25 protein-coding genes are annotated in these 23,564 nt (G+C 42.7%); 7 read left to right on the top strand and 18 right to left on the bottom strand.

Annotated features, from left to right (window positions below; genetic code table 11):
* Positions 1–78: 78 nt before the first annotated feature.
* The gene (locus B1A85_RS10375; RefSeq protein ID WP_104546812.1) at positions 79–939 is read right to left on the bottom strand and encodes a restriction endonuclease; all 861 of its coding nucleotides are present in this window, start codon (positions 937–939) and stop codon (positions 79–81) included.
* A 174-nt stretch (positions 940–1,113) separates the two neighbouring features.
* Positions 1,114–2,436 (bottom strand): 3-isopropylmalate dehydratase large subunit, encoded by a 1,323-nt coding sequence (locus B1A85_RS10370; RefSeq protein WP_104546811.1) that lies wholly within the window; start codon positions 2,434–2,436, stop codon positions 1,114–1,116.
* 591 nt (positions 2,437–3,027) lie between these two features.
* Between B1A85_RS10370 and B1A85_RS10365 the strand changes: the two genes are divergently transcribed.
* Positions 3,028–3,324 carry a hypothetical protein gene (locus B1A85_RS10365; RefSeq protein WP_104546810.1) on the top strand — a complete coding sequence of 99 codons (297 nt, stop codon included), beginning with the start codon at positions 3,028–3,030 and terminating at the stop codon, positions 3,322–3,324.
* Between the two features lie 56 nt (positions 3,325–3,380).
* Here the strand turns inward: B1A85_RS10365 and B1A85_RS24480 are convergent, their stop codons facing one another.
* The 4 genes from B1A85_RS24480 to B1A85_RS10345 form a co-directional block, all read right to left on the bottom strand.
* Positions 3,381–3,554 carry a zinc-binding dehydrogenase gene (locus tag B1A85_RS24480; RefSeq protein ID WP_256387448.1) on the bottom strand — a complete coding sequence of 58 codons (174 nt, stop codon included), beginning with the start codon at positions 3,552–3,554 and terminating at the stop codon, positions 3,381–3,383.
* Positions 3,555–3,558: 4 nt separating this feature from the next.
* Positions 3,559–3,822, bottom strand: a complete 264-nt coding sequence (locus B1A85_RS10355) for a hypothetical protein (RefSeq protein WP_104546808.1) — start codon at positions 3,820–3,822, stop codon at positions 3,559–3,561.
* A gap of 261 nt (positions 3,823–4,083) precedes the next feature.
* On the bottom strand, positions 4,084–6,330 hold the full coding sequence (locus tag B1A85_RS10350; protein WP_104546807.1) for a dynamin family protein: 2,247 nt from the start codon (positions 6,328–6,330) through the stop codon (positions 4,084–4,086).
* 517 nt (positions 6,331–6,847) lie between these two features.
* Complete coding sequence (locus B1A85_RS10345; RefSeq protein WP_104546806.1) at positions 6,848–8,293, bottom strand: MFS transporter; 1,446 nt, start codon at positions 8,291–8,293, stop codon at positions 6,848–6,850.
* A gap of 68 nt (positions 8,294–8,361) precedes the next feature.
* Between B1A85_RS10345 and B1A85_RS10340 the strand changes: the two genes are divergently transcribed.
* Positions 8,362–8,889, top strand: coding sequence for a phosphoribosyltransferase (locus B1A85_RS10340; protein WP_104546805.1), 528 nt, complete (start codon positions 8,362–8,364; stop codon positions 8,887–8,889).
* Here the strand turns inward: B1A85_RS10340 and B1A85_RS10335 are convergent.
* Complete coding sequence (locus tag B1A85_RS10335; protein WP_104546804.1) at positions 8,875–9,801, bottom strand: AEC family transporter; 927 nt, start codon at positions 9,799–9,801, stop codon at positions 8,875–8,877. The genes B1A85_RS10340 and B1A85_RS10335 overlap by 15 nt on opposite strands.
* Before the next feature lie 157 nt (positions 9,802–9,958).
* Between B1A85_RS10335 and B1A85_RS10330 the strand changes: the two genes are divergently transcribed.
* Entirely contained in the window at positions 9,959–10,762 is an 804-nt protein-coding gene (locus B1A85_RS10330; protein ID WP_104546803.1) for a D-alanyl-D-alanine carboxypeptidase family protein, read from the top strand.
* A 76-nt stretch (positions 10,763–10,838) separates the two neighbouring features.
* On the opposite strand, the gene B1A85_RS10325 is transcribed toward B1A85_RS10330, so the two are convergent.
* Together B1A85_RS10325 and B1A85_RS23590 are read right to left on the bottom strand one after the other, a co-directional pair.
* Positions 10,839–11,822: a site-specific DNA-methyltransferase gene (locus tag B1A85_RS10325; RefSeq protein ID WP_104546802.1), complete on the bottom strand. Its 984-nt coding sequence runs from the start codon at positions 11,820–11,822 to the stop codon at positions 10,839–10,841.
* 89 nt (positions 11,823–11,911) lie between these two features.
* On the bottom strand, positions 11,912–12,169 hold the full coding sequence (locus B1A85_RS23590) for a hypothetical protein (protein WP_146087163.1): 258 nt from the start codon (positions 12,167–12,169) through the stop codon (positions 11,912–11,914).
* Between B1A85_RS23590 and B1A85_RS10320 the strand changes: the two genes are divergently transcribed.
* Complete coding sequence (locus B1A85_RS10320; protein ID WP_104546801.1) at positions 12,154–12,717, top strand: Uma2 family endonuclease; 564 nt, start codon at positions 12,154–12,156, stop codon at positions 12,715–12,717. The genes B1A85_RS23590 and B1A85_RS10320 overlap by 16 nt on opposite strands.
* Before the next feature lie 217 nt (positions 12,718–12,934).
* Here the strand turns inward: B1A85_RS10320 and mrdA are convergent, their stop codons facing one another.
* Positions 12,935–14,704: a penicillin-binding protein 2 gene (gene mrdA / locus B1A85_RS10315; protein WP_104546800.1), complete on the bottom strand. Its 1,770-nt coding sequence runs from the start codon at positions 14,702–14,704 to the stop codon at positions 12,935–12,937.
* 187 nt (positions 14,705–14,891) lie between these two features.
* Complete coding sequence (locus B1A85_RS10310) at positions 14,892–15,560, bottom strand: tetratricopeptide repeat protein (RefSeq protein ID WP_104546799.1); 669 nt, start codon at positions 15,558–15,560, stop codon at positions 14,892–14,894.
* 295 nt (positions 15,561–15,855) lie between these two features.
* On the opposite strand from B1A85_RS10310, the gene B1A85_RS10305 reads away from it, so the two are divergent.
* Positions 15,856–16,320, top strand: a complete 465-nt coding sequence (locus B1A85_RS10305) for a hypothetical protein (RefSeq protein ID WP_104546798.1) — start codon at positions 15,856–15,858, stop codon at positions 16,318–16,320.
* Positions 16,321–16,339: 19 nt separating this feature from the next.
* Entirely contained in the window at positions 16,340–16,897 is a 558-nt protein-coding gene (locus B1A85_RS10300) for a glutathione S-transferase family protein (RefSeq protein ID WP_104546797.1), read from the top strand.
* 58 nt (positions 16,898–16,955) lie between these two features.
* Here the strand turns inward: B1A85_RS10300 and B1A85_RS10295 are convergent, their stop codons facing one another.
* The 7 genes from B1A85_RS10295 to B1A85_RS10265 form a co-directional block, all read right to left on the bottom strand.
* Entirely contained in the window at positions 16,956–17,093 is a 138-nt protein-coding gene (locus B1A85_RS10295; RefSeq protein WP_073548856.1) for a photosystem II reaction center protein K, read from the bottom strand.
* A gap of 188 nt (positions 17,094–17,281) precedes the next feature.
* Positions 17,282–17,629: a hypothetical protein gene (locus B1A85_RS10290; RefSeq protein ID WP_104546796.1), complete on the bottom strand. Its 348-nt coding sequence runs from the start codon at positions 17,627–17,629 to the stop codon at positions 17,282–17,284.
* A gap of 125 nt (positions 17,630–17,754) precedes the next feature.
* Positions 17,755–18,387, bottom strand: coding sequence for a cyclopropane-fatty-acyl-phospholipid synthase family protein (locus B1A85_RS10285; RefSeq protein ID WP_104546795.1), 633 nt, complete (start codon positions 18,385–18,387; stop codon positions 17,755–17,757).
* Positions 18,387–19,727: an APC family permease gene (locus tag B1A85_RS10280; protein ID WP_104546794.1), complete on the bottom strand. Its 1,341-nt coding sequence runs from the start codon at positions 19,725–19,727 to the stop codon at positions 18,387–18,389. Before B1A85_RS10280 ends, B1A85_RS10285 begins: the two co-directional genes overlap by 1 nt.
* A 630-nt stretch (positions 19,728–20,357) precedes the next feature.
* A complete protein-coding gene (locus tag B1A85_RS26075) occupies positions 20,358–20,450 on the bottom strand; it encodes a nucleotidyltransferase domain-containing protein (protein WP_371681651.1) in 93 nt (30 codons plus the stop codon).
* A 294-nt stretch (positions 20,451–20,744) separates the two neighbouring features.
* Entirely contained in the window at positions 20,745–21,881 is a 1,137-nt protein-coding gene (gene tgt, locus B1A85_RS10270) for a tRNA guanosine(34) transglycosylase Tgt (protein WP_104546793.1), read from the bottom strand.
* Positions 21,882–21,943: 62 nt separating this feature from the next.
* Positions 21,944–22,396, bottom strand: a complete 453-nt coding sequence (locus tag B1A85_RS10265; RefSeq protein WP_104546792.1) for a hypothetical protein — start codon at positions 22,394–22,396, stop codon at positions 21,944–21,946.
* A 366-nt stretch (positions 22,397–22,762) separates the two neighbouring features.
* Here B1A85_RS10265 and cobS point away from each other — a divergent pair, with 366 nt between their 5' ends.
* Entirely contained in the window at positions 22,763–23,539 is a 777-nt protein-coding gene (gene cobS, locus B1A85_RS10260; protein ID WP_104546791.1) for an adenosylcobinamide-GDP ribazoletransferase, read from the top strand.
* Positions 23,540–23,564 lie beyond the last annotated feature (25 nt).

Genomic DNA, 23,564 nt, shown 5'->3' with positions numbered 1-23,564 from the left:
GCTCAACAGGTGTATGAAAATTAGAGCAATTGATTCATCCCGCATCAGATTTAACCAATAAAGCAGCAACTCCAAACCTCAGATTTTTGCAAACCAATCGGTATCAACTTCAATAGACTCTACCATTTTTATGTTGACACCGAGACCTAACTCTTTCAATCGTTGAACTAACTGTTCGCCATCTATTAAATCAATAGGAGGTGCGCCATCGCGTGTCGCTTCTTTCACTGCGTCTCTAGTGAATGTGCCAGTTGTCATCAACAATCCTTTATCGGTGCGTCCCTGCATTGCTCCGCGAAAATCTCGGATTTGACTAGCTGTAACTGAACCTTGGTATCGCTTACATTGAAACAGAACGTGAAAACTTAGAAAGCCATTAATACGCGCAATTCCAACTCCATCAATTCCACCATCACCTGACTTACCTGTAACTTGCACTTGGATAAAACCCGACTCACGTAGAAGACGTTGTACCAAACGCTCAAAAGCAGAAGGTTCCAACGACAGCAACATTTTATGAAGCTGCTGATGCCATGTGAGTTCTTCTAGGGTTTCAATATCAACAGTCTCATCTAAGGGTTCAGAAGGTACTGCCTTATTGCTGACAGCATCTCGTTGAACAGCTTTAACAATTTCTTTGGCATCTAGATCTTGAACATTGATGGAGGTTGAAACTAAAGACCATATACCACGTGCTGAATTCTGTAACAGTCCATATTTTTTTAAATAGGTACGGCTCCAAGCTAGTCGATATTCAACCTCACTTTTTGAGGTATTTCCATGCGGAATTTCAAGTATCTTCTCAGGTAAATTAAGAAGTTGCACTACTTTTTCATAAATCTCTTCATTTGTACCAGATCCACCCAATATTTGTAGAGCTTGAATTGTAGGCAAAAGCATTGAATCAAATGTTGGCACTGAAGAGGCGAATCGCTTCATCCGAAAATGTCGATTGATTGAAATACAGCTTTGTCCAATATAAGTCAGGGTTTGGAATTTGTAACGATTTTACGAGCAATTTGTATGAAGCAGAATGGATTGCGAATTGCGATCGCCTGCATCAACATTTTATAGAGCAAGGTGAGCAATATGCCCACCCTACTATTTTGATAATTAACCAATAAATTCACGCGGATCGGTGACGTAACCTGTTAATGCCGAAGCAGCAGCAGTGTAAGGCGAAGCAAGATAAATTTGCGCGGTTTTTTCGCCCATGCGCCCAGGAAAGTTGCGGTTAGTTGTGGAAACGCAGACTTCGGGTTTATTCATGCGTCCAAAGGTGTCCTTAGGTCCTCCAAGACACGCCGCGCACGAAGGTGCAGCAGGTTCGATACAACCGGAGTTGAGGAAGATTTCGGATAGCGTTTGTCCGTCGTATTTGTACGTAAACAAGTCTTCGTAGACTTTTTGTGTCGCAGGAACAATGTATGTCGGAACTTTGACTTGATGACCTTTAAGAATTCTGGCGGCGTTGACGAAATCGGTGGTTTTACCCCCAGTACACGAACCAATATACACGCGGTCAATCTTGACATCGCGGCACTCTCGTGCCAAGGCGCGGTTATCTGGTGAATGCGGTTTGGCAACAACAGGTTCGAGTTGCGAGACATCGTAGGTGCGATCGCTATAAAATTTCGCATCGCTATCGGTGTAAAATGACTCAAAAGGTTTATTGGTTCGCGCGCGGACATATTCATACGTTGTTTCATCGGGTGCGATCGTGCCATTCTTTCCACCAGCTTCGATCGCCATGTTGCACAGCGTCATCCGTTCTTCCATCGTCATGCGTTGCACAGCTTCGCCTGCAAATTCCATCGTGCGGTAAGTTGCACCCGCAACGCCAATATCCCCAATAATTTGCAAAATCAGATCTTTTGCCAATAAGTAATCTGGCATTTCGCCATTGAGAACGAACCGCATCGTTGCTGGAACTTTAATTAACAGCTTACCTGTTCCCATGATGAAACCCGCGTCGGTATTACCAATACCTGTCGCAAATTGACCAAAAGCACCCGCATTACAAGTATGCGAATCAGTACCAAATAAGACTTCACCAGGACGAGTATGACCTTCTTGAGCTAAAGCAATGTGACAAACGCCTTTGTAATCGGGATTGGCTTTGAAGTTAGCACGGTCAGTAATATCGTAAAAATATTTAATACCTTGCTCTCGCGCAAATTCACGTAAAATATCAACATTACGATTGGCGCGTTCGTCGGCGGTGAAAATATAGTGGTCGGGAATTAAAACAATTTTTTCAGCATCCCAAACTTTCGCATCCTCGCCAAATTCGCGCTTGAAGACACCAATCGTACCAGGACCGCAAACATCGTGTGTCATCAAGACATCAACATCAACCCAGATATTCTCTCCTGGTTCAACAACCGAACGTCCTGAAGCTTTAGCCAAGATTTTTTCTGTGAGGGTCATACCCATAGCGATCGCGTTCTCCCTTGTGACAAGCTGATTAAATCTATAGTAGGTAGTATTTCTACTTTAATAGCCATTGCCGACAGCTAACCGAGTCATTGTTAGTTCTTAAAGTTTGATCGGGCGTACAAAATCCCATTATGCATAGCGATCGAAGCGATCGCGCGCAGCAAGCGCAAGACGTCTCAGTCTTACAGGCTTCGGCATTCCTTAACCTCCTTGCCAAGCTCCACCCTGACAATTAAAGATATTCAATCAGGACTGAGGCAGTAGCACAAGTAGCACAAATTTAAATGTTTCAAAGTTTACAATTTTTAGTTTTGAGTTCGTCTCGTGCATCACTTTGCACAGATATAAAAATAGTTTATTTATTATTTTATCAGAGGTTTTTTCTTTGCCAAAATCCTGCTATATCAGATATTAATACGTAAGTATTTACTAACTATTTATACAGATATTTATCATTTCTAAACCACATACAGATTAACAGCAGAGAATATATAGTAAATACAATTGATGAATTTTATATGAATGTTTTTATTCTTTGGTAAAATTAATCTATTAAAATCACAATAACACAACAAATAGAAAAGTCTGATGATTCAATCACAACTACAACAAGAATTATTAGAAATTCAAAAAAAAAATCAAGAACTTGCTGCTCAGTTACTTGCAAAAAGAATAGTTTCTTCAGAAGAACTCAAACGGATATTGAGTCCTGAGCGAAGTAAGCTTGGTGAAATTCTCATTAAAGAAAAATTAATTTTAAAATATGAACTAGAATTGGCTTTGAAAGAACAGGAGATGAGTCAGAAAAAGTTAGGCGAGATTTTAATTGAAAGGCGTATTCTTTTCCCTTTTCAGTTAGAAAGAGTTTTGAAAAAACAAGTTTAATAACTTAATTGGATAAGTACATTGCAGCAGTGCCAACACTAATGAAGCCTGATACTTCACGAAGTGCGATCGCCTATCTGTTGTTGGGTTTTGTTATTATGCACTACAGTTACGACTATATTTCCCTTTTTATGTCCTTGGTCGATATATCTGTGAGCCTCGGCAGTTTGTTCTAAAGGATAGCTTCTATCCATAGCCAATTTTATCTTTCCCGTCGCGATTGCTTTCAATTCATTAAGGAGAACTTGAAGTTCTAAAATCCGTTGCAAACCTGTGGCAGAAAACTTCGCTATCTCTTACGTTGCCGTTTTGAATATCTGCTTCTACTTGAGCGATCGGACGATCTAACTTGCCAGACGATAAATCCGCCTCAATTTGTCGATCCCACATTTCATCAAGGTATTCCTGAAGCCACTTTGCAAGATTGCGGACTTCTGCTTCTGGTAATTGCTTAATTGCTGATTCAACCTCTAGACGAGCGATCGTCAGGCACTCCATATTTCAAGAGCGTACTTGTATAACTATCAATCGTAGCTTGAGTGGCAGCAATTGAATGGGTAAGAGACTAGCACACTCATTTCTCATCTGCACCCGTTGCACCCGTGCACTCTACTGATCCCTCTATAGTTGTTACTCCGCACGAACACAGATGTTGAACCACTTCCGACAGAGGCGTGTCAGTGATGAAGCACAAATCGCCTGAACCCGATGTTGGCTGGTGTGCTTTTGGCTCAAATGTAAGTTACAACCATCCTTTTGCTAACTTGTAGACTCCCTCCAGGGAATTCCGGCGAAAAAAGCTTTTAACTCTCCTAGAACAAGCAAAATCCTCTCAACGTTTTTCCTAGATATCTCGTCATTAGAGCAAAGTTCTCGAAGGTGTTGAATATATTTTTGAAATTGATCTTCAACTGCATCAGCTCCTTTTTCAAAAGCTTTTGCTGTATCTTGCCAATACTCATCGCTAGCTTGTAGAAATTTATGTAATACTCTTTGTTCCTCAAAATGATCGACAATTTTCTTCGCCAAACGACGTTCCCATGACTCTCCAAACAGAGCTAAACCCAGGAAAACAGCTGCCGCAAATAAACCTATTCCTAATGTAATTGGACCACCGATGGCAGCAACGAAAGATACAACTGTCGCAACCCCACCACTAATACTGATACCTAACGCAGAGAGAAGACTAACAAATTTGGCAACCAGGATATAAGCGCCAAGATTTCCCAATGAGGCAGCCCAAACGGCAAGCGCACCAACACTACCTGCCCCTACAAGACCACCTATGAATGCTCCCTTTGGATCGAAAGGTATAGAAACAGAGCCAAGATTGAGCTTAGGAAGTTGTAGAAACACTTCCTCATAGGTATTCAAAAACTCATCGATGTCAGCTTTCAGAGAATTAGAATTTTCCTTGATATAGGTTTCAAGCTTACCTTGAAGTTGCTCAATCAGATAACCTGCGGCGTACTCTTTTGCATCTTTCTTATCTCTGTAACGATTGCGAATCATTGTTTCAACAGCAGAAGCATGAATGAAAGTGGTATAACTCTGCTGAAAAGAATCTTGGGTCTTACGCTGCAACTCTGTAATACGTTTCTGAATCTTAAGACGCTTCTGCTTTAGCAAAGCCAGCCTTTTTGGTTCTTCCTTTTCTAGCTCTTCAAGTTCTCGCTGGCGTTGTTCTAACTCAGATGTCGTCTGTTCATAAGCACGGATTTGTTCAGAGATTTGATTTGGAGCCTCGTTTTTAAGCAAACTAATTTCACGATCAATTTTATTTTTTCGGGCTTTAGGGAGAGATTGCCCAAGAATTAGAATCAATTCTTTTTTGAAACTTTCCCAACGACGAGGTGTTTCTTCCCAAAAAGAAAAGAAACGCATCTGTAGATTTTCCTTTTCAATAGGGCGGTCAATGTTTTTGCTGCGCTCTACAAGGACTGTTTCGTTGATATGTTTATAAAGTCTGATCGAACCAGTTTGTAGGATTGAACTTATGTCTGTGCCTGAAACAGATGGATTGGCGTGAGTACCTACGACAAATAAATTTCCAAGTATTGGGAACTCTTTGTTATAAGTTTCAGGTGACGGCAAAACCTTTAGTAAATAACTGAGGCGACTAAAATCCTCAGCATTCATAAAACCATTGACTGGAGAGGTATACACGATCAAGTCTGCAATTTGAATAGCACTGCTTGCTTTCTTTACATCTTCTGATGTTTGATCTGCTTGATCTGAGTAGCCAGGGAAGTCAACAACATTGCACGATCTAAGCAGTGGTGAGTCAACATATACAATTGCTGAGTGCCCCTCAATTTCAACTTCACTGACATGCTCGTGTACACCATGCTGCCGTAATACTTCTAAAGAACCAGCTTTAATACAATGTCTTTCAAACCAGAATTGAGAATCGAACAAAGTTAAATCAAAAATCTGATTTCCCTTTTCGTCTCTTGTCCAAAAATCCTCAGATAGAATGCCAACTTGATCCTCAAACCAGGATGGGCGATCGCTAATATGTCTTACAAAAGTAATAACTCTGGTAGCAGGTTGATATTGCGCAGGTAGTATCTTTGCCCCCATTAAGGTATTAGCCAAATGAGACTTTCCAGAATCGAATCGCCCTAATAACACTAAATTTGGCTTTTGGCGATAACGATAAATTTGCTTAATAACATCATTTGGTGTTGGGGGTTTATTAGGGATATTAAGTTCTTCACTGGGAGAACAATCAGTCACATACTGTTCAAGCAAATTCAAATCTCGCCGCAATTGTAGATACGGATCGCCAGGATCGACAGGAGGTGGTAATGGGATGGCACTTGCCACGAGAGTTTGAATATCTGTTCCTAATGCTTGCGTCCAGCGTAGTAAGAGTTCAGTCGGTATAGCTCCCGGATCTTGTTCATATCGACTCACTTGCGCTTGAGAAAGCCCCAGTATCGCTGCAAGCTCTGCCTGACTCAAACCTGCTCTCTCACTGGCACCGCGCAAATTGATGTTCATAGGCTTATCCCTTGGAATCCTTGAACATATTTTATGCATCTCGTACATAAGCTCTGTCACCGAAAAAATACTGACTTATGCAAAAGACGGATAAATTTCACAGACTTCTCATGACTTTCATATTAAATGGAGAGATGTTCGAGCCTAAATTTCCGCTCGAAATAGCTTGTCAAGAATAGTTAGATCTTGCCCAACAAACCTAAAGACTCACATTTCCAGATCAGGATGTCAGTCTAAATGATTAGAAGTTGTTGAAGGCTGGAAAAAGACGAGAGACTCACAATACTGTCCTCACAAGATATGAAGCAGCCCAACTTATTATGCAGAAATGTTCTGTATATCTACCCTATTAGGCACAATAGCAAGAATTACTCTGAATTATATTCCAGGCGCACCAATTATTCGTTGTATGGTAATCGTCTTTTCGTTCACTACTGCCAATATAATTCAATGCTTGCACTTGGAAACCTCAATGATGCTTCCCGAAATACGATCGCACTTGATTCAAAGTCTGAATTTAGTTATTAACTCGATCGCGTTCTTTTAACTGTAACAAAATCTGTGCGTGAACTTCGCGGGTGATGGGGTAAAAATACGCTAAAACCAAACCTAAGATTAAGCAAAGTGTTGGTATGGGGGCGATCGCAAACCGAATTGCTTGCAATGCACTTTCAGGTTGTACGGGAATTGGTTCTCCTGGAACGTTTTCTTGAAAACCTGACCATTCAAGGATAACTCCTAATAAAAATAAGCCGAGTGCTAAGCCAAATTTTTGTAGCAATACCATGAAACCGTAAAAAATTCCTTCGCGGCGTTGTCCGGTTCTTAACTCATCAAGTTCGATCACATCCGGCATCATCGACCACGGTACCAGATACGCAGTAGAAACACCAAAGCCTGCCAACACTGCGAGGACGTACATAAATGTTAACTGTCCTGGTTGTAAGAAAAATAGTCCAATTTGAGCAATAATCCACAAACTCATGCCCATGAAATATACAGCTTTCTTGCCAACACGTTCGCTAACATAACTCCAGACAAATAGCATGAGTAACGCTGTTGCTTGAACCGCAATGATGACTGTAGGAACCGATGCATCACTCAAACCCATTACATTCACAACAAAGTAGGGAATAATTGCTGCTGTCACTTGTACTGCTAGCCAAGAAAAAAGATAAATACCAATAACGAATAAAAACGGGCGATTACTGAAAACGATTTTGAGTTGCTGTAAATAAGGAAGCGATTCTTCAGAAGAACGATCGCGACGGTGGGCTTCTAGTGCAACAACGCGATCGCGGATTCCCCAAACGCACCAATACAAAGGTAATACAGCTAAAACACCAATGGCGATCGCTAACACAAAATACTGCTGTCGCGGATCGGGAATCGAGGCGAAAACAATTTGGGCAATAACAACTGAAAGAATACTACCGCCAATGGAAAAAGCAAAGCGAAAACTTGTGAGACTCGTGCGTTCGTTGTAATCTTGGGTAATTTCGGCAGTGAGTGCAGTATAGGGAAGATTGACAACGGTATACATCGCATTCAAAAATATTGAAATGATGACGTAATACCAAAATAAGCCCCACTGTTGCGCGGTAGGATTTGTACTAAATTGCGGAATCACCCACTGCAAAACGTAGAAAATGCCAAAGGGAATTGCGCCCCAGAATAGCCAAGGTAAACGACGCCCCCAACGCGATACTGTACGATCGCTCAATACTCCAACAATCGGGTCGTTAATCGCATCCCAAATTTTACCAATTAATAAAATCGTACCTGCTAATCCAGGGCTAATTCCGGCAACGTTGGTAAAAAAAACTAATAAAAAAAATGCTGTAATATTTGCTGTAACTGCTGGGCCTAAATCTCCTGCACCGTAAGCTAATTTTGTTTTTAAATTCAGCTTTTCACTCGACTGTGATTTGGCAGGATAGGCTTCAGGGGATGATTCACTCATAGTACTATTGCACTCATACTAAAATAAAAAGCTTCCCACCCTAGTATCCGCCCTCAATCGCACTTCTTATGGCAGACCTTTACGTTTCTTGGTCAGATTACAACCATATAGTTGAACAGCTAGCTGTTAAGATTTATCAATCAAACTGGCAATTTAATCAAATCGTTTGTCTGGCGCGCGGTGGATTGCGCGTTGGCGATGTTCTGTCGCGGATCTACAAGCAACCGCTAGCGATTTTATCAACTTCCTCCTATACTGGCGCGGGTAAGCAGACGCGGGGAGAACTGGTTTTTGCGCGTAGCTTGACGATGACAACTCCCGAAATCGGTTCGCATATTCTATTAGTTGACGACTTAGTCGATTCGGGCGTGACGTTGCAACAAACAATTCCTTGGTTACGCGAAAACTATGGCGATCGCATCCAAGAAATTCGTACCGCGGTGTTGTGGTACAAAGCTTGTTCGGTTATTGTTCCAGATTACTATGTAGATTACTTACCTGATAACCCGTGGATTCACCAACCTTTTGAACACTACGAAAAAATGAACCCTGCAGAACTTGCGGCAAGTCATGAATCAGCTTCAGCTACCAAATAGATAAATCCAAACTGGTAGCAAAAACAGAATACCAATTGTACCAACAGCAAGCGCTGTCACGGCTAAATCGCGATCGAGATCGTAAGCTTCGGCAATCACAAGCGTAGCAAAAGCTGGTGGCATTGCGGTTTGCAAAACTAAAACCAGCCGAGTGACACCACTAATCCCCAACAGCGATAAGCTGCTGCCCAAAATGAGTGGGACTAAGAGCATTTTAATCAGTAAGCTTACTGAAGCACGAGGTAGACTGTGCCAAGAATGCAACTGGCTTAGCCGCATCCCAATCAAAACTAAAGATAGCGCCACCATTGTCCAAGCTGCTCCTTGAAGAATCGCGGCGGTGGATGCTTGTAGAGGGACTCGCCGAAACCAGAACCCAAATCCGAAACTCCACAACGAAGGGTTAATCAGAATCGCTTGGACAAGTTCCCGATAGTTATGGACGCTTCCGCCAAACCGCGCTGCTAAGGCAACACCTAAGCCATAAGCTCCGAGTGTTGTTCCTAGGAGATCGTAAAATAAGGCAAAACCAAAATACTGCGTACCGGCGATCGCTAGCGTAATTGGATAACCAAGATAACCTGTATTTCCCACCATTGCAGCTAATAGAAAACTACCTTGAGTCGGTCGCCGCCAAGGTACAGCATTTTTTTGCACGTATTGTCGTAAATGAATTCCTATTGCAGCAAAAACAACTCCGAGCATCATGGCAATCCAGGCGATCGCTGGTGCAATCCAAACTTGTCCTGATAAGTCTGCTTGTCTTAAAAATGCCACAATACTGATAGGTACGCCTACCCAAAACAGAAATTGACCTAAACGCGTCGCAACAACTTTTGGTAAATATCGTCCGAGTATTAATCCTAATAAAACTAATCCGATGAGTGGTGCGTAGATGGCAATAAGATTCATGAAACAAGGGGGCTAGAAGCTAGAATCAGCTAGAAAGTCACTCCCCTATATTTACAAAATATTTCTAAAACCCTGAGTGCTTTTTGAATTTGATTTTTTCTCAGGCGTTGCTAATCTAAAATGAGCTAGTGCTGAAGTCTGATGCAGGAGTGAGCGAGTGAACACCGAATTTTCTAAAAGAAAAGGACAAAATTTGACAACTCACTCAGGAGATGATATCCCAGAGGCTTTGCGGGAGAATTCTGCTGTTGTTACCAAACCTCGCAAAAGGTCGCCAGCATTGATTTTGGGCTTACTTGGTTTAGGTGCGATCGCAGCGGTTAGTGGTGTTTTTTATTTCAATACAGTCCAAAATAACGCAGACTCGGTGCCAGCGATCGTTGCTAGTCCCTCCCCTGCACAAACTGTCGCACCTGTCAATCCTTCAGATAACGAATCCGAATTACTTTTAGGGCATTTTGCCTATGAAGAAGCGCCACAATCTGAACTTGAACCAATTACTTCTGACGGGCGAATTAAACTACGCTCATCCGCAGCCAAGCAATTTAAGGCTATGGTAGCAGCAGCAAGGGCTGATGGCGTGCGATTAGTACCAATTTCGGGATTTCGTTCCACAAACGAGCAAGAACACCTGTTTTTTGACGTAAAAGCGCAACGCGGACAAGCAACAACAAAACGCGCTAGCGTCAGCGCACCTCCAGGTTATAGCGAACATCATACCGGATACGCTGTTGATATTGGTGATGCCGACGTCCCCGCCACAAACTTGAGTACTACGTTTGAGAATACCAAAGCTTTTAAATGGCTCGAACAAAATGCCGCACGTTTTAGCTTTGAACTGTCGTTTCCGCAAGATAATCCTCAAGGGATAAGTTACGAGCCTTGGCACTGGAGATTCGTAGGCGATCGCCACAGCTTAGAAACATTCTACAGAGCCCGTAATGTCAAACCAACTCCTTAATTCCTCTGGCTAGGGCATTGCTTCACTCATACCAAGAGCGTTCAGCTAAATAGCTACAACTATCCATCTACAGTTTTCACGATTTTAGAGCTAATTGGTTTGAGGTAGTTATGCAAATAGATTCTTGCTGACAAAGACGTTCATAAAGAGAAAGAACATCTTCTAAGCTTTGAGATTTATCTAGAAAACGAAAAGCTGAAGCAGCCAAGTAGGTTAAATCTTTTTCAAAAGCTATCCAGTTTCTTTCTAATTGTTCAGCTACAAAACCTGTAGTGTTTGAGCCTGCAAAGATGTCTAAAACTTTATCACCTGGTTCAGTTAAGAAATTGATAAAGAACATTGGTAACTTTTGCGGAAATCTTGCTGGATGAGGAGGTATGGCAATAGAGTTACATAATTGAATATAACTTGAGTTACTTTCAGTATTTGGAATTTCTAACAAATTTGATGGAATAGCACCACCGTTGTCAGTAGCAAAATTTTTACCAATATCATGACCTGAGGGTCTTTCTTTTGGTTTGTAGTATTTCTGAGGATCTGCTTGTAACTTCTTCATTCGCTCAGAGTAAGGCACTAAAACATTGCTTACATTAGCTTTAGGATTATCAGTTTTTGAGAGCCACCAAACAGTATTTACGGAATCTTTTACTCGAATCTTGCGCTTATTAACCCATTCAATAGGTGAGGGGAGTTTTGCTGGGTTGAACCAAAAGAACTCTTCAGCAAGCCTAAATTCTAATTCATCACAAAGTTTAATTAAAATTCTATAGTTGTAAAGAGAGCGAATTGGGCGTTTACTTTGATAAGCGCCGCCTAAATCTAGGACGAAGCTACCAGTGGAGTTAAGAACTCGATAAACTTTTTTGCCAAATTCCAGTAACCAATCAACGTAATCTTCTTGTTCTACGTTTCCATAAGTTTTTTTACGTTGTAGAGCAAAAGGTGGTGAAGTGATGACCAAGTCAATTGAATCAGATTCAAGTTGATCTAGCAGTTTCAGTGAATCACCAACATAAGCTGCACCGTAATCTGTAGTGTATAAAGGATTTGGAAGGGTCACTGTAGGATAGACCGGTAGTTCGTTTTTTAAATATAATGCTAAAGTATCAAGGCAACATACTTGTTACACCAAACTTTCCCAATTCTGTTTCAAATACGCCTTAGACATCTTGAATACCACTGGTGCGGTAGCTTTCTAATAACCATTACCACAGTATGTTCTGCCTTATTCGCAGGAGGGCGATCGCCAAACCAAGCAATAAATCTTAGCACTGGAGATATGTAGGCGATTACCACACCACAAGCCACTGTACCAGAACTAATCCAAGCAATCATTGAGATGTAAAGAAAGAGATTCAGTATTAAATCTGGTAAAGCCAAAGGTAAGCCGAATGATACAAGTACCATCTAAAAAATTGACATTGGCGGAGTTTTTAGAATTACCGGAAACAGAACCCGCAAGTGAATATATTGATGGTCAAATTATCCAAAAACCGATGCCACAAGGAAAACATAGTGCAATTCAGGGAGAATTGGTATCGGTCATCAACAGTGTAGTCAAATCTAAGCGCATCGCGCGTGCATTTCCTGAACTACGTTGTACCTTTGGCGATCGCTCAATTGTTCCTGACATTGCAGTTTTTATTTGGAATCGGATTCCCCGCGATCGAAATGGGGAGGTAGCGAATATTATTCCTATTGCTCCAGATTGGACAATTAAAATCTTATCTCCAGCTCAAAGCCAAACAAAAGTCACAAAAAATATTCTTCACTGTCTGCAACATGGTACTCAGATGGGTTGGTTGATCGATCCGGACGAACAAACCGTGTTTATCTATCGTCCCAAACAAGAAACTGCTGTGATTGATGCACCAGAGGAAACTCTTCCTGTACCATCGTTTGCGAGTGAGTTATGCTTGACATTAAAGAATTTGTGTGAATGGTTGCTAGAGTAAGTATAGAGTAGTTGCTAGTTAGCTAACATTGTGCTGCTGCATCAATTAATTGAGAATTCTTGGCGAGCGCTCGGCGTTGCTTGCTTTGTGTAGGTATTGATTGAGTCAAAGACGCAGTACGCGCACTGTTTCTGGTTTTAAATTCAATGACTCGCGCCAATTTTTTGAGTCTTCGTTGTCTTTCAGTAAACGCGGCTTAGCTTTAAGCTTACCAAAGTCACTGCTTAAAATACGTCTCTAACACCTTCAATACCATTGGTGCAGCAACCTTACCACCACCACCGCCAGAGTGTTCGGCAAACGCCACTACAACAATTTCTGGTTTATCCGCAGGGGCGTAAGCACCAAACCAAGCGTGAGACTGTTTACCGAAAGCTTGTGCAGTACCACTTTTACCTGCAATGGGTGGAAGCGTTGGTACATTAAGAACTTGACCTGTACCGCCAGAGACGACCTGACGCAGTCCTTGACGCAGTACGCGCACTGTTTCTGGTTTTAAATTCAACGACTCGCGCCAGCTTTTTGAGTCTTTGTTGTCTTTCAGTAAATGCGGCTGAACGCGATCGCCACCATTTGCAGGAACAGCAAACATTACCGCTAGTTGCAATGGCGTGACTTGCAAAAATCCTTGCCCAATTGACATATTAACGGTGTCGCCCACACTCCAAGGCAAATTGAGATTTTTCTGCTTCCAGGAATCGTCTGCAACTAAACCTGCTGATTCTTCAGATGCTAATTCGATTCCTGTTTTTTGACCAAAACCATAACGGCGCGTCCAGTCAATTAACGTTGCTGCGCCGACTCTTTGAGCAACTTGATAATAAAAGGTATTGCTACTCCACGCTAGCGCCCCAACGAAGCCTAAACGACCAAATCCTGCACGATTCCAATCACAAAATGATGTTCCACCAATATTCATGCACCCATACGTTGGTAGCGTTGCGTTAGGCGCGAATTTCCCTGATTCAATTCCCGCGGTGGTTGTAATGACTTTAAACGTACTTGCTGGCGGAAAACTTTGTAAAGCGCGGTTAACGAAGGGATGCTGTTTACTTTGTAGCTGCTGCCATATTTCTGGAGTTACCCGCTTAGAAAAAATATTAGGATCGAACGCAGGGCGACTGACCATTGCCAACACTTCACCATTATTAGGATCGAGGGCGACAATTGCACCTTGGCGTTGACCTAACGCTGCTTCCGCAGCTTTTTGTAAGTTCAAATCAATCGTCAAATGAACATCGCGACCAGGTTTGGCTGGTTTTTCACCTAAAAGTCGCAAAATCCGCCCAGCGCCATCAACTTCAACCTGTTGACCGCCCCATTCTCCGCGCAGTTGCTTTTCAAACGCGGCTTCTACACCCATTTTGCCAATTACATCGCCTAAGCGATAGCCTTCACTGCGCTTTTTAGCTAACTCTTCATCGTTTATTTCCCCTGTATATCCAAGAACATGAGCCGCAATTTCTTGGTTGGGGTAATTGCGTACAGCTTCGATATATACTTCAACGTCGCGTAGTTCGTTGCGATATTCAGCTAAAGCAGTAATTTGAGCCGGATTGAGGTCGCGGGCAATTCGTACTAATGTAGGAGAATTGTCTCCGGCTTTATCTAATCGCTGTTGAATTTCTGTTTCTGGGATGTTGAGAATCTTCGCTAGCCGAGTTCGCGTAGTTGGCCAAGTTGCTTTTTTGGGCGCTTGCGGCCAAATATAGACCGCATGAGAGAGACGGCTACTTGCTAGAATTTTGCCATTACGGTCAAAAATGTTGCCTCGTTCAGGTTGTTTCGGAATTAAGCGGATGCGGTTATTATCTGCTAACTGTCGTAGTTGAGCCCCTTCAATTAACTGCAAATATGCTAAACGACTTCCTATACCCCCGAATAAGAGAATAGTGATACTCAACACGATCGCTAAAGATTGGCGATCGCGTCCTACAGTTCGTGCAGCAGTATTTTTCCCAGTAAACTGAGGCGGGAATAAAGCCATAGGCAAGTACGTGACAACAGGCGTAATTTATAAAGTTGGTAAACGGTCATCGGTAATTGATAAAGAATATCTATCAACTATCCCCTATTACCTGTTAACGCCAGTTGTCTCAACAGAGGACACCTCCGCACGACACTGGCTCCCCGTTACCTAACAAAAGACAGTCTCTTAACTTAAGAATGAATAGCTAGCTAGCGATCAACTGCGCGAGCCAATTTTCGACTTGATAACGCAGGCGTTCCGCATCTTCTGATATTAACTCAAGTGCGCGACGATAGTCAGCAATCGCTAAATTCCAGTCTCCCCATAAATGATACGTCCGACCGCGTTCAGCGTAAATATTTGCAGGCAGTTGACCTAAAATTTCAGCGATATCAAAGTTTTCGATGGCTTGTTCGTATTGTCCTAGTTCGCGTAAAGTAATCCCGCGATTGATCCAAGCTCGCACGTAGCTAGGATTGAGGTCAATTGCTGTATCATAATCGGCGAGTGCTTCAGCGAGTTGCCCGCACGCAGCGTAACAATTCGCGCGATTGTTGTAAGCGCTAGCTAATGTCGGTTTGAGTTGAATTGCGGTGTTATAATCAGCGAGTGCCGGATACAGCTGCCCACTTTGGAAATAAATCAATCCGCGATTGTTGTAGTCGATCGCGTCTTCTGGATGGCGGGTAATTAACTGATTGAGTAGAGCGATTGCTTCTGTGTAGTTTCCTTGTTGCGCCTGAGAACGCGCATAGGTACGTAAAAACTTGTCTGGCAGTATTTGTGACTTAGATGCAAACGAATCTTGCTTCCAAGTACTGGGTTGACGTTGATGTTGATAAGCTTGAGGCGATTTTAATGATTGACTATTCATAATTGATGTTGACTGAGCAATAGCTCAATACCTTATAATGTATGACTTTGTAAGCAGTGATAGTGTTGGTTTTGTGTCAGTTACTCAGGTGTCTGAATATCGATCTTCAAACGCCAAGTGTTGATATTTTCATACTTCACGTCTATGGTTAATTCTTCATCCTTCGTAAGTTCCATTCCAGAAGTGTAAATATTAATACAGTGGCTAGTAACCTAATGCTTGCCTCTTCAAATTGGTACAATGCAACCACTACCACTCTCTTGTGTCAGTCCTTTGAAGAATTGATGGCAATCTTATGGCAACAGCTTCTGTCTATCCCAATGCTCCCGATTTAACAGAAAATGATTATCTTGTACTCGGCTTAGCCACTTGCTTTGTCAAGGCTGAGGGAGAAGTGCATGAATTGCAAATTATCGAACCAATTCCGTCAGCAGCGTTGGAAGCGATCGTCAAAGGTATTCCCACTTCCTATCAACAAGCTTGGGGAACGACTTTAGGTGCGATCCTTGCAGGCGATCGACCCCAGAAACCCACAGAATGTCCTGATGCGGCGCAATTTAGTGAGGACTTTGTGCAACGCGCGATCGCCGCTGCACGTACTTATAAAGCTCGTCCTGTCGCGCAGGAACATATTCCGCAAGGAACAATCCGTAGTGACTTTAATTACTCGACTGAGCGCAAGCGCGTGTTAAATATGCAGCGCGTTGTCACTAAAGAAGACAATGTGAAACAACACGACTATACTCATAAAGTCCTGTAAACACTATACAACGCTGATTATGCTCAAACTCTATGGGGGCGCGCGTAGCCGTGCGTCGATCGTTCAGTGGTATTTAGAAGAATTGGCAGTTCCTTACGAATTTGTCTTGCTGGATATGCAAGCTGGAGAACACCGCCAAGCCGATTTTCTCGCAATCAACCCGATGGGCAAAGTTCCAGCGATCGTTGATGGAGATTTTCAACTTTGGGAATCTGGCGCAATTTTGTTGTATCTTGCCGAAAAGTATGGTGGAGAATTTTCGTCACTTGCAGAACGGGCAACTGCCGCGCAATGGGTGTTATTTGCTAATGCTACGCTAGGACCAGGAATTTTTATCGAAGCAAACCGCGATCGCGAAATGCCTCGCTTATTAACACCATTGAACGAAATTTTTTCTCGACAACCGTTTTTGCTAGGCGATTCCTTTAGCGTTACCGATGTTGCCGTCGGTTCGATGCTTTGCTATATCCCAATCATGCTCAAACTAGACCTGAGCAACTATCCTGATGTTCTCAATTACATGAAACGATTGTCCGAACGACCTGCTTTTCAAAAATCTATCGGTAATCGCAGTTAAACACTTAAGGACAGGCGATGCTACCTGTCCTCGTGAAAATTTATATAGTAATTTATGCTTACCTAAAGCCGATCGCTGCTTGCCACACAAATGCCAGTAACAAGAAAAATACTGGAATAATAGGAAGAACGTCTACCAAGGGGTCTAGAATTGAATATGCCTCTGGGAGTTTTGCTAACAACATTGCAGCTTCCATGTTTAAATCAACCTTTTCAACACAGCTTTCAGAATTGATAAGTATCTTAACATGCTTTGGGAGCGCAAAGTGATTGAGAAGACAAGGTCGAAAGCAATTCAAGAAACTGAGAAAGTTTGAGAGTAAGGCGATCGCTTAAGTTGCTGTCATAAAGTTAAAGCGTCGCCGTTGCATTAATTGGCAAGAAGTCATTGCTTATTCGGGATTTCTAAAGCGTCTAAATTTGCGTCAACGGCATTAATAAATCCTCGATCGTTTAAGGTTTCTGCAGGTAGTTCGCCAGCATTAACCGCCGCTTGTACGAGTTTTTTGGCACTAATTCGCCCGTCGCTACTATCCGCAAATAACCCACTATATCCGCGAATACCTTGACTGCGATAATGTCCTTGGTACGCTAAAGAAACTAAGGTAAAGGGCGTGAGTTTTATCGTATTCGACCGAATTGCTGTAGCGTTTGATGCTGTTTCACCTCGCGCAACAGGGATGGACATAATTGTTATGAGCAGAAATCCGATAGCGAACGTATAGCGATTCATAGAATTGCTCCTTGTTCAAGTGCGAAGTGATTTTCTGCCTCGTTCGATACTTGCCCTTCTTTGAGGTAATAGATAAATAACTATTCCAATTACCAATTACCAGATACCAATTTTCACCTTTTTCTTTACGTATTTGAGTCAGTGTCGCGTAAATTTGCTGGAATCTGTTCGGGAATCACCCAATAGTAAATTGTCGAACCTTCTTGCGTTTGCACGACTCGATCGGGTTTCCACTCACCCATATCAAAATCGTGGGAGACAACGCGCGTACCTGGCTTGAGTTGTTGGAATAATTGAGGACGTAGTTTGACGTTCAGTTCCGGTAGTAAGTATAGCGTGACTACAGTTGCTTCGCTAAAGTCGCTTTGGAACAAGTCTTGTTGGAGAAATGTAACGCGATCGGTAACTCCGGCTTTTTGAGCGTTTTCGTTAGCTTCGCGAATTCGTTCTGGATTAATATCAATACCTACACCCCGCGCACCATATTTCTGTGCTGCAGTAATTGGTATTCTACCATCGCCGCTACCTAAGTCATAGACAACATCATCTTTTGTAACTTTGGCAAGTTCGAGCATTTCGTCGACGACTACCTGCGGAGTTGGTACGTAAACGACATCTGGTTGACGTTCGGGACTTTGAGTAGGAGTTTCAACTTGCGGGGTTTGCGCATTCGTTAGCGTTTGTGAGTTACATCCTGCAACTCCTACGGCGAAGCCAACACTTGCCATCAATATCCATGCTGTTCGTCTGAATTGCATTACTCTCTCCTTATGCTACTGTCACGCATCATTCGCGTGATGACTAATAACGGTATACCAGCTAGCAACACTGCGACACCTACTAACGCTCCAACTCCGGTATAAGCCAAGCTAGATTGCAGCATATAAGCGCAGAACACACAAAATAATAGCGGAATGAATGGATAAAGCGGAACGCGAAACGGACGGACAATTTCGCGATCGCGTCGGCGCAAAACAAATAGCGACACGCCCGTTAGTAAGAAAAAGAACCAAAACACAGGGGCGGTATAGTCTACCATTGTTTCAAAGCCATTGCGGGTAATTGTGCCGAGTAAAACGAGTAATAACGCGATCGCCCCTTGTACGAGTAAGGCTGTGGCTGGCGTACTTCCTTGGGTTTTCCATTGTCCTAAAAAGCGAAACAGCGAAAAATCCCTTCCTAACGCATAGTTTGTCCTCGCACCCGTAAAAATTGTCGCATTCGTCGAACACAAAGTCGTGACAACAACTAGTAAGCTAATGAATATCGCTCCAGGTTCGCCCACCGCTTGACGCATCAACTGTGCGGCTAAGGCTTCTGATTCTGCCATACCTGCCAAACCTAACCCCCGCAAGAAAGCTATGTTCACTAGCAGGTATATTGCGGTGATAATGCCAATACTCCACAACAGCGATCGCAGCATATTTTTTTGCACGTTGTGTAACTCGGCGGAAATAAACGCAGCTTCGTTCCAACCACCGTAAGTTAACAGCACAAACACCATCGCTAACCCAAAATTTCCTGACGAGGTTACTGTCGGCGCGGTTGCAGTTGCACCTGTTGCGGGTGTCGCCAACGCAAGTCCAAAGAAAATCAGTATGAGTAAGCCGAGTACTTGGGCTGCGGCTAACCAATTTTGCGTCCATTTTCCCAAGCGTACGCCCAGGATATTCAAACCCGTGAGTAAAGCGATCGCCACAGCAGCATAAATCGAAGCTGAATAAGTTCCCAAACGCCATAGCTGCGAAGCATAGTCGCCAAAAACAAACGCTAAAAGAACAATCGAACCTGTCTGAATGACTGCTAGCCGCGCCCAGGCGAATAAAAAGGCAACACTATTGCCAAATGCGCGTTGTAAGTAGTAGTAGTTACCACCAGGATGGGGATAGGTTGTTGCCAGTTCTGCATAGCACAAAGCACCAACTATGGATACACCACCGCCTAATAACCATGTCAGCAGTACCATAGTGCTATTAGTCGCATTACCGGCGACAAGCGCGGGTGTTTCAAAAATCCCAGCACCGATAACAACACCAACAATGAGTGCAACAGCATCCCATACTAACAGTGTCGGTTTAATCGTATTGACTGTACCCATAGTTGTTGTGAAGTGACATTTAGCAGATTTGCTTTACAGTGTATTCGGCATCTTCCCACCGCAAGTAAGGCAGTGTTCTGAGCAAATGCGAATTTTGATGATGCTAAACGGTAATCGGTCTATGGTAGTATAACTTGCCTGCAATCTCCGAGCTATTTATTCAAAAGTGCAGAAAAAGAAATATTAACTTCTTATTCTCCTTCTTGAGGCAAAAATGCTTCTAAAGCAATTAAAAATTCAGGAATACTTATTTTTACTGTCAGCCAAAGTCTTTGAGTATTAATACCGTCACGATCGCGAACTCATTGATCGCGCTTTCCAGCAATGGATGCCCATGGATTCTCTGAATTCTGTTCGCAAAACTCCTGAGACAAACTCACTGCTTCTCCAAGCATAGCAATTTGATAGCACACAACTGACTGTGTTTATGTCTTGAGTAAACTGCAAAATTAAACGACTTGCTTTGGCTAAGTCTAAAAGTATAACTTTATCTCTTGACATAAACTGTTTTTGCAGTGCTTAATATTTCTTGCCGTCAAAATTGGGTTTGACTTTTCTCAAGTATTTGTTTTTCAATAAAATTAACTTTTATTCCCAAGAGTTCTACTTCTTGTTGCATATTAACTAGATTTAGTAATTCCAAGGCGCATCTAAAGTTAAAGTTACTAAAACATCAATATCACTATCAGAACGAAAACTATCTTGTAGTACAGAACCGAACAGCGAAAGTTCTATAATTTTCCAAAGTTGGCAAAAATCATTAACTTTCTCTTGCGCTAAAAATAATTTTCCATGTTTTGTAGTGATATATTTTCTAGATCATTATAAATACATCCATAAATTCAATATGGCAGTTTTAGCTAATTATTACTCGTCGGGTTGAACAATTATATTGACATTTACAACAGCGATAGCGCTCCTATTTTATTTGTAAGATTCTTTGGGAAAGTTAGACGCATTAGCGAAGTCTTCCCATAGGATAGAACGCAAAGAGAAAAAGAGTCTCTTTGATCGTCATCAAACGTTTGATGAATCTGTTGTCACTGATGATGTTAACCAAGGCGCGAATTCGGTTGCGAAAGAGTCGTTTAATATTGCTTCGCGCATTCGTTGGGTAAAGCGGATGAGTTCGGTAATGTTGTGAATACTCAAAAGCGTATAAGCTAAAATTTCGCGCGATCGCACCAAATGACACAAATACGCGCGGGTAAAATTTTGACACGTGTAGCAAGGACACGTTTCATCGAGTGGCGTAAAATCTTCGCGAAACTGCGCATTTTTGAGATTCCAGCGATCGCCTTGTTGAACCAACGCCGCACCATGTCGCGCTAATCGTGTCGGAATCACGCAATCAAATAAATCAACGCCTGCGGCGACGGCTTTTGCCATTTCGCGATACGTACCCACACCCATCAAGTAGCGCGGTTTTTCGCGTGGGAGTAACGGCGCGGTTGCTGCAACGATTTGATGAATCAATTCGGGTGGTTCTCCGACACTCACACCACCGATCGCGTATCCTGGTAGATTTAATTTGGCAATTTCGAGCGCAGCTTGGGCGCGTAAATCTAAATGAACGCCGCCTTGAACAATGCCAAACAATGCTTGATCTTGACGTTGATGTGCAGCGATACAACGTTCTAACCAACGGTAAGTTCGATTTGTCGCATCTATGACGACTTCGCGACTTGCAGGGTAAGGCGGACATTCATCGAATGCCATAATCACATCCGCACCCAGCGCATTTTGAATTTGAATTGATTTTTCCGGTGTGATATTAATCACTTGACCATCGCGCGGCGAACGAAACGTCACGCCATCGTCAGTAACTTGCCGCAATTCACTTAAACTAAAAACTTGAAATCCACCCGAATCAGTAAGCATTGGTCCATGCCACTGCATAAACGAGTGTAAACCGCCAGCTTTTGCCACAATTGCTTCGCCAGGTTGCAGGTGGAGGTGATAGGTGTTGGCTAACACCATTTGCGCTCCGGTTTCTCCCAATTGCGCTGTAGTCATTGTTTTTACATTAGCTAGCGTTCCCACTGGCATAAACCGTGGTGTTGCCACACAACCATGTGGTGTCAAAAAAAATCCAGCGCGTGCTTTTGTTTGGCTGCACTCAGCCAAAACCTGAAACGAAAATTTCTCACTCAAAATAGCAACTACTTTTTTGGTATGGTAGCGTTTTATTCCTAACCTCTAGCTCCTAACTCCTTCTAGAATGGACAAGCGCCGTCATCGTCGATTTCTGCATCCCATCTAGCAGAAAATACTTGCTCCATCATGACTTCTAAGGCTGTTTCATTGAAGTTGCGTGAAGCTCGCTCTTGCATCGGAGTGGAAAGTGGAATTAACCGCAAGCAACGGTTATCTTGGACTAAATCAAAATAAGTTTCTTGTTGTGGTGACTGTTGTAATTCGACGTAATCAAAACTATAGACGTTTAAATAGAGCGCGTGATTAGCCACAATCGTAGATTGCTCTGGATTTGCAATCACTTCTACGACATCGCCTTCACCCTCACTTTGTATTTTACCTTCCTGAATATGCAAATAGCGGACGCGCCCTAAATCAGCCAGCAGTCTCCGCATATCTATTTTGTTGACGACTATACCAGTATGAATAATGCATGGCGCTGGTAATCTGGTGTCGGAGCTATGGTGATTCATAATCAAACAGCCTTTTAGCAATTACAGAGAATACAAACAGAGGAGAAGTTCTTCCGTCAAGATGTGTGAAGTAATAATTACATAACTTTTTGCTGACGCTACACATTAAGACATCTACGCATTTTATGTAGATAAGATAATTTAGTAGATTATGTCATTGATTAGACATCAAACTACATGTGATGTAACGCAGTCAACAAGTTGGTAGAAGCTTGGTTAGAGATGCATAGAAAAGGTAGGATGACTGATAGAACAGATACTCAATGCTCTGTCCCTGTCAATCTTATCTCAAGATTTGGATTACGATCCTGTTGCTGATCTCAAATTTTCTATTTATTTTTGTTTACTTTATGTTGATACGCGTTCGTGGTGGATAAGCAACAGTGGTGGAAACAACTCTGGTTCGATATTGCAGCAGCGCTTGCTTTTTATACTTGTCTTCCCATACCTGGGGCGATAAAGCTAGATTTTGAGCGCGTATCTCGCTATGTACCGCTCGTTGGTTTATTAATTGGGGGAATTCTGGGATTATTAGATGCTGGGTTCCACTTTGTTGGAATCCCTGTGCTAACTCGCAGTGTCTTAGTTGTCGTTAGCTGGATTGCCTTGACTGGCGGCTTACACTTGGATGGAGCGATGGATACTGCTGATGGCTTAGCCGTACAAGATCCGCAACGAAGACTACAAGTCATGGCAGATAGTGCAACAGGAGCATTTGGCGCGATCGCAGCAGTCGCTCTATTACTGCTAAAAACGGCGGCGTTAAGTGAGATCAGTTTCGATCGTTGGTTGAGTTTGATGGCTGTGTGCGGTTGGGGACGCTGGGGACAACAAATCGCGATCGCCCGTTATCCTTACCTCAAACCAACGGGTAAAGGTTCGTTCCATAAAGCTGCATTGCAGCCGCAAGATATTTTACTAGGATTGTTACTCTTACTAAGTTTGAGTGGCTTAAAAATTGTCCTCAATGGCGATGTGGCTCTTGATGCGGTAGTTATGGCGGCGAGTGGAATTGCGATCGCGTTTCTTACGAGTGCTTGGTTTAATCATAAACTCGGCGGTCACACTGGAGACACCTACGGCGCGGTTGTCGAATGGACAGAAGCATTATTACTATGCGTGCTGACGATACCACACCGCTAATTGATATTTAGTCAAGACTAGTAAC

It is taken from the genome of Chroococcidiopsis sp. TS-821 (assembly GCF_002939305.1).
GTDB lineage: Bacteria > Cyanobacteriota > Cyanobacteriia > Cyanobacteriales > Chroococcidiopsidaceae > Chroogloeocystis.
The sequence above is the reverse complement of the archived record's forward strand: the minus strand, read 5'-3'. Positions and strand labels throughout refer to the sequence as shown.

Coding starts and splice junctions, on each gene's coding strand:
- B1A85_RS10375 (WP_104546812.1), bottom strand. CDS start 939: ATGAAGCGATTCGCCTCTTCAGTGCCAACATTTGATTCAATGCTTTTG.
- B1A85_RS10370 (WP_104546811.1), bottom strand. CDS start 2,436: ATGGGTATGACCCTCACAGAAAAAATCTTGGCTAAAGCTTCAGGACGT.
- B1A85_RS10365 (WP_104546810.1), top strand. CDS start 3,028: ATGATTCAATCACAACTACAACAAGAATTATTAGAAATTCAAAAAAAA.
- B1A85_RS10355 (WP_104546808.1), bottom strand. CDS start 3,822: ATGGAGTGCCTGACGATCGCTCGTCTAGAGGTTGAATCAGCAATTAAG.
- B1A85_RS10350 (WP_104546807.1), bottom strand. CDS start 6,330: ATGAACATCAATTTGCGCGGTGCCAGTGAGAGAGCAGGTTTGAGTCAG.
- B1A85_RS10345 (WP_104546806.1), bottom strand. CDS start 8,293: ATGAGTGAATCATCCCCTGAAGCCTATCCTGCCAAATCACAGTCGAGT.
- B1A85_RS10340 (WP_104546805.1), top strand. CDS start 8,362: ATGGCAGACCTTTACGTTTCTTGGTCAGATTACAACCATATAGTTGAA.
- B1A85_RS10335 (WP_104546804.1), bottom strand. CDS start 9,801: ATGAATCTTATTGCCATCTACGCACCACTCATCGGATTAGTTTTATTA.
- B1A85_RS10320 (WP_104546801.1), top strand. CDS start 12,154: ATGATACAAGTACCATCTAAAAAATTGACATTGGCGGAGTTTTTAGAA.
- B1A85_RS23590 (WP_146087163.1), bottom strand. CDS start 12,169: ATGGTACTTGTATCATTCGGCTTACCTTTGGCTTTACCAGATTTAATA.
- mrdA (WP_104546800.1), bottom strand. CDS start 14,704: ATGGCTTTATTCCCGCCTCAGTTTACTGGGAAAAATACTGCTGCACGA.
- B1A85_RS10310 (WP_104546799.1), bottom strand. CDS start 15,560: ATGAATAGTCAATCATTAAAATCGCCTCAAGCTTATCAACATCAACGT.
- B1A85_RS10305 (WP_104546798.1), top strand. CDS start 15,856: ATGGCAACAGCTTCTGTCTATCCCAATGCTCCCGATTTAACAGAAAAT.
- B1A85_RS10300 (WP_104546797.1), top strand. CDS start 16,340: ATGCTCAAACTCTATGGGGGCGCGCGTAGCCGTGCGTCGATCGTTCAG.
- B1A85_RS10295 (WP_073548856.1), bottom strand. CDS start 17,093: ATGGAAGCTGCAATGTTGTTAGCAAAACTCCCAGAGGCATATTCAATT.
- B1A85_RS10290 (WP_104546796.1), bottom strand. CDS start 17,629: ATGAATCGCTATACGTTCGCTATCGGATTTCTGCTCATAACAATTATG.
- B1A85_RS10285 (WP_104546795.1), bottom strand. CDS start 18,387: ATGCAATTCAGACGAACAGCATGGATATTGATGGCAAGTGTTGGCTTC.
- B1A85_RS10280 (WP_104546794.1), bottom strand. CDS start 19,727: ATGGGTACAGTCAATACGATTAAACCGACACTGTTAGTATGGGATGCT.
- B1A85_RS10265 (WP_104546792.1), bottom strand. CDS start 22,396: ATGAATCACCATAGCTCCGACACCAGATTACCAGCGCCATGCATTATT.